General features: G+C 44.1%; 13 protein-coding genes. 6 read left to right on the top strand and 7 right to left on the bottom strand.

Features of this window, described 5'->3' with window-relative positions; genetic code table 11:
- Window positions 1-136: 136 nt before the first annotated feature.
- The gene (locus IDJ77_RS17280; RefSeq protein WP_191190235.1) at window positions 137-1,381 is read right to left on the bottom strand and encodes a hypothetical protein; all 1,245 of its coding nucleotides are present in this window, start codon (window positions 1,379-1,381) and stop codon (window positions 137-139) included.
- A 380-nt stretch (window positions 1,382-1,761) separates the two neighbouring features.
- Between IDJ77_RS17280 and IDJ77_RS17275 the strand changes: the two genes are divergently transcribed.
- Window positions 1,762-3,120 (top strand): hypothetical protein, encoded by a 1,359-nt coding sequence (locus IDJ77_RS17275; protein WP_191190234.1) that lies wholly within the window; start codon window positions 1,762-1,764, stop codon window positions 3,118-3,120.
- A 140-nt stretch (window positions 3,121-3,260) separates the two neighbouring features.
- On the opposite strand, the gene IDJ77_RS17270 is transcribed toward IDJ77_RS17275, so the two are convergent.
- Window positions 3,261-4,004, bottom strand: coding sequence for a segregation and condensation protein A (locus tag IDJ77_RS17270; RefSeq protein WP_191190233.1), 744 nt, complete (start codon window positions 4,002-4,004; stop codon window positions 3,261-3,263).
- Window positions 4,005-4,140: 136 nt separating this feature from the next.
- Here IDJ77_RS17270 and dxs point away from each other — a divergent pair, with 136 nt between their 5' ends.
- Complete coding sequence (gene dxs, locus IDJ77_RS17265; protein WP_191190455.1) at window positions 4,141-6,072, top strand: 1-deoxy-D-xylulose-5-phosphate synthase; 1,932 nt, start codon at window positions 4,141-4,143, stop codon at window positions 6,070-6,072.
- 73 nt (window positions 6,073-6,145) lie between these two features.
- Here the strand turns inward: dxs and IDJ77_RS17260 are convergent, their stop codons facing one another.
- The 3 genes from IDJ77_RS17260 to IDJ77_RS17250 form a co-directional block, all read right to left on the bottom strand.
- Window positions 6,146-6,304: a hypothetical protein gene (locus IDJ77_RS17260; RefSeq protein ID WP_191190232.1), complete on the bottom strand. Its 159-nt coding sequence runs from the start codon at window positions 6,302-6,304 to the stop codon at window positions 6,146-6,148.
- 34 nt (window positions 6,305-6,338) lie between these two features.
- Window positions 6,339-6,782 carry a DUF6934 family protein gene (locus tag IDJ77_RS17255; RefSeq protein WP_191190231.1) on the bottom strand — a complete coding sequence of 148 codons (444 nt, stop codon included), beginning with the start codon at window positions 6,780-6,782 and terminating at the stop codon, window positions 6,339-6,341.
- A gap of 402 nt (window positions 6,783-7,184) precedes the next feature.
- Window positions 7,185-8,783: a M28 family metallopeptidase gene (locus IDJ77_RS17250; RefSeq protein WP_191190230.1), complete on the bottom strand. Its 1,599-nt coding sequence runs from the start codon at window positions 8,781-8,783 to the stop codon at window positions 7,185-7,187.
- Between the two features lie 323 nt (window positions 8,784-9,106).
- Between IDJ77_RS17250 and IDJ77_RS17245 the strand changes: the two genes are divergently transcribed.
- The 3 genes from IDJ77_RS17245 to IDJ77_RS17235 all read left to right on the top strand — a co-directional run bounded on the left by IDJ77_RS17245 (window position 9,107) and on the right by IDJ77_RS17235 (window position 10,531).
- The gene (locus IDJ77_RS17245) at window positions 9,107-9,499 is read left to right on the top strand and encodes a hypothetical protein (RefSeq protein WP_191190229.1); all 393 of its coding nucleotides are present in this window, start codon (window positions 9,107-9,109) and stop codon (window positions 9,497-9,499) included.
- A 71-nt stretch (window positions 9,500-9,570) separates the two neighbouring features.
- Complete coding sequence (locus IDJ77_RS17240) at window positions 9,571-9,933, top strand: bleomycin resistance protein (RefSeq protein ID WP_191190228.1); 363 nt, start codon at window positions 9,571-9,573, stop codon at window positions 9,931-9,933.
- 7 nt (window positions 9,934-9,940) lie between these two features.
- Window positions 9,941-10,531, top strand: coding sequence for a hypothetical protein (locus IDJ77_RS17235; protein ID WP_191190227.1), 591 nt, complete (start codon window positions 9,941-9,943; stop codon window positions 10,529-10,531).
- Here IDJ77_RS17235 and IDJ77_RS17230 read toward each other — a convergent pair.
- Together IDJ77_RS17230 and IDJ77_RS17225 are read right to left on the bottom strand one after the other, a co-directional pair.
- Entirely contained in the window at window positions 10,524-11,219 is a 696-nt protein-coding gene (locus IDJ77_RS17230) for a response regulator transcription factor (RefSeq protein ID WP_191190226.1), read from the bottom strand. The two genes, IDJ77_RS17235 and IDJ77_RS17230, sit on opposite strands and share 8 nt — an antisense overlap.
- Window positions 11,220-11,337: 118 nt before the next feature.
- A complete protein-coding gene (locus IDJ77_RS17225) occupies window positions 11,338-13,158 on the bottom strand; it encodes a sensor histidine kinase (protein ID WP_191190225.1) in 1,821 nt (606 codons plus the stop codon).
- Between the two features lie 139 nt (window positions 13,159-13,297).
- Between IDJ77_RS17225 and IDJ77_RS17220 the strand changes: the two genes are divergently transcribed.
- Window positions 13,298-14,242: a T9SS type A sorting domain-containing protein gene (locus IDJ77_RS17220; RefSeq protein ID WP_191190224.1), complete on the top strand. Its 945-nt coding sequence runs from the start codon at window positions 13,298-13,300 to the stop codon at window positions 14,240-14,242.
- Window positions 14,243-14,278 lie beyond the last annotated feature (36 nt).

Here is a 14,278-nt window from a genome sequence, read left to right as displayed (position 1 = left end):
CAGCAGCGGTTGGAATTAATTTGGCGTTTTATCAATACAGCAAGCGGGCCAAAAGGTCCAGGAAATTATCCTTCCCTCAAAAACAAAACCCCGGCACACAATGTGCGCCGGGGTTCAAAAAACCTTTTCTTAATCTCTATTTAAACCCAAAGATCAGCGGGAAAATAAACGTTACTATAATTGCCCAGGCAAAATAAACGGGCAGATACCCTGCAATAGCCTTCCCTACGCCGGCTATTTCGCCCTTTTTTGATACGGTTTTAAAAAGCTGTGCGGTTACCAGCAGCAGGTTTATTAAAATAAGCACATTGCTGCCCAGCACCGCTGCCCTGTTGGGCGTAAAGCCGCCTTCGGTTATCCGCAGCAAAATGGCCGAAAGTGCAATGCCGTTTACAATGATGGTTACCACCGAGAGCAGGAATAATACCCAGGTTTGCGGAGCGCTTTCTTTGCTTTTGGAGGTCTCGGCAACCGAAAAGAAAATAAGGGCCATAACACCAATAAGCAGTGCATTAAAAATTAGGAGGAACTCGCGGCTGTTATAAGGGTTTTTGCGCGAATAAACCATGGCTATAAGGTACACCATCAGCATCACCAATACCAGCGGACTAAATATTTTGGCTATTACCGGCGAAACTTTCCCCACCAGCTGCGGATTGGTTTGCGTAAGATAGGTGCCCACAAGCGGCGCGGCCGCCAGCCCGAATATGGCTACATTTTTAAAGTAAAACTCCTCGATGTTAAAGCCGATAAGCGAGAAAAGCCCCACCGTTATGGCCGACATGATGCCGCCCGCTATCAGGATAAGGGTGGTCATTACAACCAGGTCGCCGTTGTACTTTAAAAAGCCAAGGCGCGATGCCGCACCGGACCTGGTATCGCCCACAAAGGCAAAACCCAGTATTGCCCATAAAAAAAGCAAGAGATGGATGCAGGATAAAGTGAGTGTATCGCTCTTAACCGCATGCGGAAGCAGATTGATGAAAAGCAGCGCCTCAAGGGGTGCCCCTGCCACAAAGGCGATCTTCCCTATAGATAGTTTATTCTTCCAGCCGAAGTATGCCATTAGTAATGGAAAAACGATAAAACCAACGTTGCGCGAATAAAAAAGCTCCTCATTGATGTTAAAAATAGCCGGCAGCTTGGCAATAAGGCCCGCAAACAGAGATGCCAGCACAACCATCAAAATCTCCTGCGATGTGCCCCAGTTGGTATCCTCGCTTTCGTAGTTCAGCCTTTCCTTCCAGAAACCGGCAAGCGTGTTGCCGCTAAGCTCCGGATAAAGCTGGTGGAACTCGCTTTTAAAAAGCCCCTTATTGCTCCGGTACAGTTTTTCCAGCTGCCGGGCATCGTGCTGGTTGGCAAGTATTTCCTCTTTCATGATTCGTATGGTTTAAAAATTAGCTTTAGGCTAATTTATATGCAATACGAAGTTAAATAAAAGTACTTTGAAATTCAAAGTTTTTACGATATTTTATTTAGGATGTACCTGTTGGGTTTGTAGGGATGTATTCAAGCCGTTCCCGCGCTACCACAGTGTCCCGCTTGAGGTGCCGTAGATAAGTAATGAATGTTGCATGACTTGTTTTGCATGCGGGCCACAAGCCGGGAGGCTTGCGGGAAGAACCGCTAAGCTACAAACTTACTTCATATATGGTTCAAGGGCACGATCGTATGATCTTAGATTATTGATTGGACACAAAATGCTCTTTACTTTTTTTTTGTAATAAATTATAATTAACGTTGGTTATAAATAAGTCAATGAATGTTAAACAAATTGGAGAAAAGTTTTCTCAACAATTTTTTGAGTCCGTTAAGTATTTTTCTGACGATTATTTTCTGGAAGCCGATATTTTAATTATTGACTTGGCAAGCATTGTCGCGGAAATAACTAATATGAAGGTTTTTTCTCAGGTATCTTACGGTATTCGCGAGTCAAAACTGGCTGTAATTAATAACGTGATATCTGAGCGAAATGAACAGATAAGAGATTACTTAAAAAAAGGGGGGAACTTGTATGTTATCATATCGACTAAATTAGAAGAACAGTTGGAGATTATCGGGACAAGAACTTCCAATGAAGTTATAACTTTCGACTATTTATCTACTATAACCTTAAATTGCAAAGACTTCTCAATCAAGAGTCAAAAGGGAAGTTCGATTAATTACATAGCCAAGTTCAAGGATTTCTTTTCCAATTTTGATAATTCATATGACTTTGTTTTTAAAAACCATATAGGGAACGTTATAGGGAGTGTCGCAAAGTCTAATCAACCCACAACACTACAGATTCCAGTAGAAAGTGGGAATATATTTCTTCTTCAAACATTAAAAACTTCGGCCGATGACCTCGACGATTATCTTACCAGACAACAAGCATGCAAAGACGCTTTTGTACAGCTCAATCAATTATTATATGTGCAGATAAAACCCGAAGAAAGTAACTTAGAACCGCCATTATGGCTTGACGACTACACGATTGGAAATGAGCATGATGAAATTGCAAAACTGAAAAATTTACAAAACGAAAAAATTGCTATTGATAATCAAATCAACCAACGAAAGCAAAATTTAATCTATTACACTACCTTGAAAAAGTTATTATACAGTACAGGTAAAGATTTAGAATTTGGCGTGAAAGATATTCTAAAAGAAATAGGGTACATCATAGAACCAACTAATGATGGGCGAGATGATCTAATTTTTTCGTTTAAAGGTCAAGTTGCTGTTGCTGAAATCAAAGGGGTTAAAGGCTCGGCAGCAGAAAAGCACGCAGCTCAACTAATGAAATGGGTGAATAATTATCATATTAATCACGATTTAAATCCCAAGGGTATACTTATCGTTAATGGATTTCGGGAAATACCCTTAAAAGATAGAATCGAAAATACTTTTCCAAATCAAATGCTTTCTTACAGCAGGCAGCAAAAAATTTGCTTGGTAAGTACAACGCAACTACTACAGTTATACCTTGATTTCAAAGTCGAATTAATAACATTTAACAAACTGCATAAACTATTATTTAATACGATAGGAATTCTTAAATATGAGAGCACTACTATAAAAGTTTCATCCGAAGAACAATACTTCCCTGCTACCACAAGCGTCCCCGGCGTGTAGTGCCTTGAGTGTTTTAAATGGCGGATGAGCCGGATACAAATTAGATAGGTATAATGATGGCTTTGCATACGGGCCACAAGCCGGTGACGCTTGCGGCAGCGCAATTTCATCTGCACATTTGAAATCTGAAATCTGCACATCTACCCCCTCGGCGCTATCCAAAAATTATTATACCCCAAACCAATCTGGATATCTATCATCTCCTGCTGCAGCATTTCCAGCACGGCCAAAAAGTTGTATACGAAGTGCACTTTGTTTTCGCTGTTACCGGCGATATGTTTAAAATCGAGCTTTTTGTTTATTTGCAGCAGGTTTTGGATGGCCAGCTTTTGCTTTTCGATGGTGTAGGGGTACTGCACCACGGTGTGGGTAACGGTTTCGGTACGGGTTAAAAACTGTTTCATTACCCGGTTGTACACCACCATCAGTTTATACAGGTTTATTTCGGAGAGTTCCTCGCCGGGTACGGCTACTTTCTCTACCTGCTCCAGGTCGAGTTTGATGTTGCCGCGCTTCTCCTGCTTAAAGCGTTCGTCTTCATAAGGGCGGATCTCCTCGCATAGCTCCTTGAATTTCTTGTATTCTATCAGCTTGCGGATCAGCCCTTCTTTGGTATCCAGCTCGTTCTCTTCCTCGCCGGTATTGTAGCGAGGCAGCAGCATTTTGGCTTTTATGCGCATCAATGTGGCTGCTACAAAGATAAATTCGCTGGCCAGCTCCATGTTCAGCACGTTCATCTGGTGAATGTAGTGCAGGAAATCGTCGGTAATTTTGGCGATGGGGATATCGTGGATATCCAGTTCGTCGCGCTCTATAAAAAAGAGCAGCAGGTCGAACGGGCCCTCAAACTGGGGCAGCTTTATCGCGAAATCGTTTTCCAACATAAGTTCAAAAATACAGATAAAACGGTTAAGCGTTTACATATTGTTATTTTACAAAACAATAATTACCTTTATACTATTCTAAATTTATCACATAATATAGCTTACTTTGTAAGTTAAATACTTCTAAAGAATGTCCATGCAGGTACCCGCCGGTGATTTGTTAAAAAGGATCGTTGATCCGTCTGATTTAAAGCAATTTAAGGAAGAAGAACTAAAACAGGTTTGCAACGAACTGCGCCAGTATATTATTGATGTAGTATCGGTAAACGGTGGCCACTTTGCCGCCAGCCTGGGTACTGTTGAGTTAACGGTTGCCCTGCAATACGTACTAAACACGCCGTACGACCAACTGGTTTGGGATGTTGGCCACCAGGCATACGGGCACAAGATATTAACCGGCCGCCGCGAGCAATTCCACACCAACCGCATCCATAACGGCATCAGCGGTTTCCCAAAACGCAGCGAAAGCGTGTACGATACTTTTGGTGTTGGGCACTCTTCTACCTCCATCTCGGCAGCGTTGGGTATGGCCGTGGCATCGCAATACAAAGGCGAAACCGACAGGCAGCACGTAGCCGTAATTGGCGATGGCGCCATGACAGCCGGGCTTGCTTTTGAAGCGCTTAACCATGCCGGGATAGAAAACAGCAATATTTTGGTGATCCTGAACGACAATAATATGTCGATAGACCCTAACGTGGGTGCGCTAAAGGAATACCTTACCGATATTACCACCTCCAAGCCTTACAACAGGTTTAGGGATGATATAGCAACCGTGCTTACCAAGTTATCGGCCATTGGCCCGGATGCGTTTAAAATTGCCAAGAAGATCGAGAAAAGCATCAAAGGCACCCTGCTTAAACGCAGCAACTTCTTCGAGGCGCTGAAGTTCCGTTATTTTGGCCCTATCGACGGGCACGATGTGGAGCATTTGGTAAAAGTACTTAAAGATCTGCGCGATATCCCCGGCCCTAAACTGCTGCATTGCGTTACGGTAAAAGGCAAAGGCTATGCCCTTGCCGAAAAGGACCAAACTAAATGGCACGCTCCCGGCTTGTTTGACAAGATAACCGGCGAAATAAAGAAGACAAAATACGATAAGCCACAACCGCCTAAATACCAGGATGTGTTTGGCCATACCATTATAGAACTGGCCGAGGCTAACCCTAAAATTATGGGGATAACCCCGGCTATGCCGTCCGGATCGTCACTGAACCTGATGATGAAGGCTATGCCGAACCGCGCCTTTGACGTGGGTATTGCCGAGCAGCACGCCGTTACTTTTTCTGCGGGACTGGCCACACAGGGCCTTGTGCCTTTCTGTAACATCTACAGCAGCTTTATGCAGCGCGCTTACGACCAGGTGATCCACGACGTGGCCATACAAAAACTCAACGTGGTCTTCTGCCTGGATCGCGCCGGTATTGCCGGGGCCGACGGACCAACACACCACGGCGCTTACGACCTGGCCTTTATGCGCTGCATCCCCAACATCACGGTATCTGCACCCATGAACGAGGAAGAACTGCGCAACCTGATGTACACCGCTCAATTGGAAAACATGGGCCCCTTCAGCATCCGTTACCCGCGTGGTAATGGCGTGATGGTGGACTGGCGCAAACCATTCAAAGCTATCCCGGTTGGTAAAGGCCGCAAGATTTGCGACGGTGAAGATGTGGCCATTGTATCGATTGGTGCCATAGGCAATGAAGTGGTAAAAGCCACCGCCCAGTTAAACGACCTTGGCTACTACCCCGCCCATTACGATCTCCGCTTTGTAAAACCTTTGGATGCCGCTATGCTGCACGAAGTGTTCAGCAAATTTGGCTGCGTAATTACGGTGGAGGATGGCTGTATTGAAGGTGGTATGGGTACCGCCCTTTTAGAATTTATGGCTGATAATAAGTATTTAGGCACCAACGTGATCCGCCTGGGTATTCCCGACGCAATCATCGAACATGGCGAGCAACCCGAACTTTGGGCCGAATGCGGTTACGATGCCGCAGCCATTGTTGCCAAAGTGCAGAGTTTGGATATTAAATGCAATAAGCATACGATAGCGTCGTAAACAAGGCTTTTCGGATGTTATATAATAAAAAAGCGATTGGTTATGCCAATCGCTTTTTTATGTCTTGTCGAGATTACTTTAAATAATCGGGAAGTTTGATTTTACTGAGGGCTTCTTTAGCATCCTCTACTTTTTTTACCACGAATGGATCGTTAGCATGGCTTTTGATAGTATTATCAACAATCACCTTGCCGGGACTTTTCTCTCGATCTGCATTCTTTACTGCTGGCATAATAACTCCTTTCGTTTATATCAAATATACCGGTTTATTTTCTTTTAACCAAAAACGCGTCATAATTGACATTGCTTTGAAAATGGTATACATCTTCTCCTATTATTCCAAACACATCAAAATCTATGCTAATTTCTTTAAAAAGCCTTGCTATGCTCATTTGATATAACCTTGTTCTAGATGGGGTGCTTCCTTTAGCATAAATTAGATGATTTCCGTAATTATCGCAGAACGTATTTATAGTGTTAGCTACCGTAGACAAAACAACATCTCTATCATCATTATCAGTTATGGCCCTGTCATCAATTTCTCCATTAGCTGGATTTTCATCTCCAAACGCCAAATTATAAATTGTAGGTGAATCCTGAATTTTTGAATAAACAACCGTCTTCTTTATTCTGCCTTTCGGCCCAACGCTATAAAACGAAAAGTCTTGAAAATTATCTGCGGCGCGATAGTCGTAACTTTCCAAATTCATTATGTAATAATAAGGCTTTGAAAATAAAATTTAATTGCAGGATAAACAAGATCTCTAAAAAAGCGATTAGCTTAGCTACTCACGGTTTACACCTGTCAAGATTTGTAAATTTTCGTGCATACCCCGCAAACGAAGTGTTCCACCTAAGGTGTTCCGCCGCGAATTTTCCCACAAATGCAAATTTCGTTAACCATTTAATTTACAACCATTTGCAGTCACTACTTAAACAACAGGGATGTTCCAAATCGTTCCACCAAAAACATGCAAAACATTGATAATCAACAAGAATTAAAAACAAGTATCCCACATATCAAGTGGAACACCCGCAGACAAAAAAGCGATTGGCATATACCAATCGCTTTTTTTATTTCCTTAAAATTCCCCTTTCAGGGGGTTAGGGGGTTAATTTTTTGCAGGTGCGACCGGCGCAGCTGGTGGCGGCGGTGGGGCCACTGTTGGCAACGGTTTACGTGGAACCATTTCCGTACGCTCGCTGGTGTTGTATACAAACGATGCTACGATGGTAGCAGCTTGTTTCAAATCGTCTTCTATCAGGCGTTCGTAAGTATCCTGGTTGCTGTGGTGGGTGCGGGTGTTGTAATCAATACCATCCTGGATGAACTGGAAGCCCGGCAGGCCAACGGCATCAAAGCTTTGGTGATCGGTACCGCCGGTATTACTAACGGTAACGGTTGTGGCGCCAAGGTCTTTAAAAGGCTCCAGCCATGCTTTAAATAACGGACCAGCAGCCGAATCGCCCTGTAAGTAAATACCGCGAATCTTTCCGGTACCGTTATCCAGGTTGTAGTAAGCATCCAGTTTAGCTTGCTCTGGCTTCAAAGCCAGAGTGCGTGGGTCGCCAAAATGGGCGGCTACGTAACCGCGCGAGCCAAATAGGCCCTGCTCCTCACTGCTCCATAAAGCAATACGGATGGTGCGTTTTGGTTTAAAGCCGATAGCTTTTAATATGCGCATAGCCTCCATCATCACAGCGCTGCCGGCAGCGTTATCTGTTGCGCCGGTACCCGCGTGCCACGAATCCAGGTGACCACCTATCATAATAACCTGGTCTTTCAGTTTTTTATCGGTACCCGGTATTTCGGCAACAACGTTGTAGCCTTGCAGGTCGTTGGTAAAGAAAGCGGTTTTGATATCGGCTTCCAGTTCAACCTTTTTGCCAGCCTTCACCAGGCGCAAAATGCGCTGGAAATCTTCGCTGCTGGTTTCCAACTCAGGTGCAACGGCTTTTGCGGTATCGGCGTAAGAAGCACCATTGGTAGTAAATACAGTACCATCTGTACCACGGCCCTGGCTTAATACCAGTCCAACCTTCTGATCAACAAAAAAGGTAGCCATAGCGCTGCGCATCGCAATCATTTTGCGCCTTGCCGCCATCGCAGGCGAATTTGGGTCGAAGGCGTTATTACGCTGGCCACGTGGTGCCATAGTAGCTTGTGCCATTTTATCCAATTCTTCCTCGGTGTAACGGGCAGCGTCTGCTTTAAAGGTACGCTCGGTAAGCGGTTTAGTATCAAATATTACAATTTTACCGGCAAGGTTGCCTTTGTACTTATCAAGGTCGGCAAGGCTATCGGCTTTTACCAAAACAACATCGCCTTTTATAGCACCGTTGGTACCCGGCGTCCAGGCCTTTGGTATAGCTATGATAGCGTGGTAGTAAGGCACGGTGATGGCAGCGTAGTTCTTCTGCACTTCCCAGCCTTTACCAAATTTACCCCAGGCCTCTAATTTAGAGTTGGCCATTCCCCATTCTTTCAGCTGGCTAACGGCCCAGTCCTGCGCGCGTTTTAAACCCGGCGAACCAGCCAAACGCGGGCCGGAAACATCAGTAAGGTTAAAGGCGATGTCCATCACTTTAGAGTGGTTAAGCCCCTCTTCGCGGATCTTTGCAACAGAGGCCGCATCAACGGTTTCTTGCGCGAAAGCGCTGGCCGTCAAACCCGTAAGTGCAATACAAGTGTAAAGTAGTTTTAATTTCATTGTAAATCAGTTAATTAAGCAATAAGCAAACTTATCTAAATAAAACTGTAATTGTATGTTGCCGATTTAACAAAGTTGTTACAGGGAAATAATTAATTGAGGTATATTTGGGTATGGCTGAATATAAGTTACATTGGACGGCTTACTGTGTGCAAAAAGCAAAGAAATCGGGGGATGAGGGGGCTATTTCCGTGCAATGACATGGCAAAACCGGCTGAGAGTATGCGAGTATCTTAATAGCATATATTACGGCTACCCCGAAGATAACCCTCCTAAAATGGACAGAAATGCATTCAGTATGCGGTCGCGAAATAAATAAACTAATGATAGGAAAGTTTGATATTTGGGATAGTAGAAATCAACGCATAATTGCGGCCTCGGGCATATTCCTTTACTTGATATTTCATAATCCGCGAAAGTTTTATGCAGAAGCTTTTCAAAATCAGCAATGTGTTGAAAAGGTACAAGTGCAACAAATGGAATTTAATGGCATTATTGAAAAAGCTTTTCTTGACTCGTCCAATCATTTGTATCACACCATCACAGTAAAAGAAGACGGGGAATCGAATACATCTTATGTAGACCCAATACCTGATGAATTATGGTATAAGCTAACACCCGGTACACGCTTATTCAAACAGCGAGATAGTCTTAATTTTTATATAAGTACGACAGATTGCAAAGATACTATCCGGCTCAGTTTTAATTGTCGTTAAAGCAACTTATCAGATAAAACAGGTATAAAGCAAATAGTCGCTCCCCATCTATATATACTAATAAATAAATAATGCTAACCAAAGCCATCCCCATATTAGCCTCGCTAAACGAGGAAGAAACCGTAAAATTCTATACCGAAAAGCTGGGCTTTACCTTCCATTCCAGTTGGGATGGGTATCTGATCTTCAGCCGCGATGGCATCTTCATCCACCTGTGGCCCTGCACCGACCCTGAGATCCCTAAAGCTACCGGCTGCTATATCAACGTAACCGAAGTGGATAAGCTATATGAGGAATTAAAGGCACAAGGGGTAGTGCATCCTAACGGAGCGCTAAAAGATATGGAATGGGGTATGCGGCAGTTCAGTATATTGGATAATGTCGGCAACATCATTCATTTTGGGGAGGATATCTCGGGGGAAGACGATGATTAACCGGCTTTTGATATTGGCTCTATGCCTGCTTGTTTTTACCGGCAGGGAGACGAAAGCACAGGAGAAATTTTATGCGCCTGTAACGATCGATGAAAATCCTAAAACTCATTTCGCATTCACCAAAAATTGGGCCTATCCCTGGTATATGGATAAAGATGACAATGGAAAACTCATTAAAAATATTGATGGGAAAATAACCAAAGCCGATAAAGCCCATTTATATTTTACTGCCGATTGCAAAACCGACGTACAAGGAGGCTATCCCATCCGATACTGCCACGCAACCCGGAAAAATGGCACGATAACGCTGGTTTTTGAGGATGGGTTACCTGCTTATGCCAGCGTATTTACAGCAGTTATTAATAAGAAGGGAGTATCCTTCGAACCCAAACTCATATACCCGCAATTTGTGCCGGGGCAAAAAAATACTTATCAAATAAAAAACCTGCAGCTTACACTCAATCAAAAAAAACGAGCTGCATCTAAAGTGATCAGCGGTTTTATTGATGCTGTATTTTTAGAAATTACAACTCTGAAGGATAAGGAAGAAAGCAGTATACATTACCTGCGCGGCTACTTTAAAACACCGCTTAATTGATCAGCAACTTATACCCCCTGCCATGCACATTGATGATCTCTACCGATGAATCATCGCGCAGGTACTTGCGTATCTTGCTTAAAAACACATCCATGCTACGGCCGTTAAAGTAATTATCATCGTGCCAAATGTTCAGCAGCGCTTCTTCGCGGGTAAGCACCTCGTTTTTACGGAGGCAAAGCAGGCGCAGCAGTTCGGCCTCTTTAGTAGATAGCTTTTGGTGCGCATCGCCGCGGGTGATCATCTGCATGGTATAATCAAAGCTATAACTGCCCAGTTTAAATTGTGTAGGGCTATCGTCAGTAACTTTTTTATCGGTTTTATCAGTGCGTTTCAGCAAGGCGTTTATGCGCAGCAACAGTTCTTCTATACGGAAAGGTTTGGTGATATAATCATCCCCTCCTAAGTTAAAGGCCTGGGTTTTATCCTCTATCATCGCCTTGGCCGTAGCAAAGATGATGGGCACACCGGCGTTTATCTTGCGGATTTCCTTCCCCAGGGTAAAACCATCCTTTTTGGGCATCATTACATCCAGTATCAGCAAATCGTACACTTGTTTGGTAAAGGCGCGCAAGCCTTCCTCCCCATCCTTACATAAAACCACATCAAACTTGCCTTTCAGCTGCAGGTAATCCTGTAGCAACAGGCCCAGGTTGGGGTCATCTTCAACAAGTAGTATTTTCTTCATAATTTTTAGTCCGAAAGTCCGATAAGACCGGAAGTCGGCAAGATTTTAGGGTTCACTTATGCAGTCACTTCTTCTTCTTTCGGACTTCCGGACTACGGACTTTCCGACTCCCCAACCGCTACGCGCTGGGAAACTTCAATTCAAACTCCGAGCCTTTTTCCTTCTCGCTTTTTACGCTGATGGTGCCATCAAGCCTTTTTACGATGGTATTTACGTAGCTCAGCCCCAGGCCAAAGCCCTTTACATCGTGCAGGTTGCCGGTTGGTATACGGTAAAACTGTTCAAAAATTTTGCTTTGCTGATCGCGGCTCATGCCAATACCCTTATCGGCCACTTTTATACAAACGTATCCGTTGCGCTTTATTGTGGCGATGGTTATATCGGGCGCATCTTTAGTGTATTTTAGGGCATTATCTATCAAATTATACAGCACATTGCTAAAATGCAGCTCGTCGCCAATAATAATAGTTTTGTCGTCTGTTAAATTCAGCGTAGTTACGGCTTCACATTTTTGCAATTTAAGAGCCATGCTATCCAGCACCACGCTCACCATATCATTCACATCAACCGATTTCTTATCCAGTTTAAAATCGTTCTTCTCTATCCGGGCAATGTTCAGCACCCGCTCTATATGGCTGCCCAGGCGAACATTTTCCTCGTAAATAACATTGGCCAGCCTGGCCACACGTGTTTTATCCTCGGCAATCTCTTCATCTTTTAAGGCCTCGCTGGCTATCATAATGGTTGATACAGGGGTTTTAAACTCATGCGTCATGTTGTTGATGAAATCGATCTTCATCTCCGAGATCTTCTTTTGGCGCAGTATGGAGAATATAGTATATCCGAAGCAAAATATCAGTACGAACAACAGCCCACCAGTAGTACCCATAGTAGCCGTCATGTTGCCCAGTATGAACGAGTTTTTTTGCGGGAAGGATATTTTTATCCGTCCCGGGTCATTAAGCACCTCGGTGCTGAAAATGGTTTTCTGGTAGGTATTGGCCTCTGTAAACTGGGGTTTGTTACCGTCAATATCCAACGCGCTGGAGAAGATAACCGAATCTGTGTTGGCGGTAGTCACCTCATAGTTAATAGGCAAAAATATACCCCGGTTATGCAGTTCGAAGCGCAGCAGCGAATCTATCCAGAAACCATTCAGGCGTTTGGCCAGCGGTTCGTTAGATTTTTGATATTCCTCGGCCAGGTTAGCAATAACATCCGCTTTAGTAGGATTGCGCGCAATATTTTCCAGGGAGTCTGTCTCCAGCATTTTCTTTACCTGGTTAAACTGCCGTTCTTTTTGCAGGCGCTTTTGCTGTTCTACCCATGCCGGGTTTATACTTACCGCAGTAACTACCTGGCGGCCAAATTGCGGGTCGATATAAGTGCCACGGATGGTATCGTATTTATAAATGCGGGTTTTTAACGGGCGGGGCGGGCTTTTCACCATTTCGGGGATAAAGCGTCCCTGTACGTTGCCAAACTCATCGGTATATTCTTCTATCCTGATGCGCAGGTTCACGGTACCTTGCTGGGTAAGGTTGGCAATCTCATCGTCGAGCCTTTTATGCATCACCATCCGCTTCAGGCTATCTCGCAGCATGGCCAGTTTGCGCTGGCGTTTGGTTTGCCTTTTTTTTGCCAGTACAGAATCATTAATGGCCGAAGCATTGCCGTTGATGCTGATCTCTGTAACCTTTTCGGTACCAACGTTTTTCAGGGTAAAGGGGCGTATCTGTGTTTTTGCGTTCAAAAAAGTTATGGCATCCTGTTTGGCTAATTTGGTAACCACGCTGGTAAGCGCCTCGTCTACGCTGCGGTTAAACAAGTCCGACTGCATTTGATACGATTGGCGCAAAAAATAATATTGCATAGCCACCACACCCAAAAGTGCAAAACCCATCAGGCCTATGATCAAACCGATACTCCTCTTCTTCATCTCTACAGCAAAAATATTTTAATTAAGCTGATAAAGGGCGCATTTAACAATTTTTAACAATTGTTCAGCAGGCATTTAACATATTGATTAATACCTGTTTTATACCTTTGATACATCAAAAACTTAAATCCTCGTAAAAATGAAGAAGCTTTTTTTACACCCCCGCATCGAGATCATCTTCTCGCTTAGCTTAATAGCCATATTGGGTTTGCCGCCGCTGGTGCTGGCCCAAACCCAAAAAAGTATAGAAATAAAAATACTGAACGGCGATACCACCATCAACGGTAAAGACATTAAGAAACTCTCTCCCGAAGAACGCAAGGATGCCCTAAGCGAAATGAATAAAATGGGCAATATCGATTTTAAAAGCACCGATAAAGGCGGTAACCGCGATATTGTTATCCGCCGGAACCAGCGCATGAAAGGCGACAAAAACCAGGATGTTGTGATAGAACGCCGCATGGATGGTGGTATAGATATGCCGTTTTCTGCAGAAATGGGCGATAGCATCCGCAAGAAATTCACTTTCCGCCTTAAAAAGGTGCCGGGTGCCGATAGCACCTTTGCCTTTAAGTTCGACAACGGCGGCGGCAATTTCAGGTTTGATGATGAGCGCGCGTTTGATTTTAACGATGGCCCGCCAATGCCTATGGAAAGGCAGTTTCGGTTTGATGGCCCCGGCCGCGGCGGGCGGATGATGGGTTTTAACCGCAAAAACACCCAAACGTTTAATTACTCCAACACCGATAACGATGGCATCAGCACCGATGTAAGTTTCCGTGTAAACGATGCCTCTAAAGAAACAGCAAAACGCATCGCCGGCACCGAAAAAACGGCGCTGGATATCAACGATCTGAATTTATCGCCCGAATTCTCTACAGGCAAAACTACCATTAGCTTTAATCTGGAGGCCAAAACCAGCGCCGATGTTAAACTAACCGACAGCGAAGGCAAAGCCCTTTGGAGCGACAAGGCTGCAGGCGGCAGCTTCAGCAAAAAAATAAACCTGCCACGCAACGGCATTTACATCCTTACCGTAAAGCAAGGTGCAAATGTTGCGGTGAAGAGGATAGTGAAGGAATAGAATATAGGCTTCCTCATTAATTCACATTTTAGGGGC

The sequence above is a fragment of the Mucilaginibacter pankratovii genome, from assembly GCF_014773265.1.
Taxonomy (GTDB): domain Bacteria; phylum Bacteroidota; class Bacteroidia; order Sphingobacteriales; family Sphingobacteriaceae; genus Mucilaginibacter; species Mucilaginibacter pankratovii.
The sequence above is the reverse complement of the archived record's forward strand: the minus strand, read 5'-3'. Positions and strand labels throughout refer to the sequence as shown.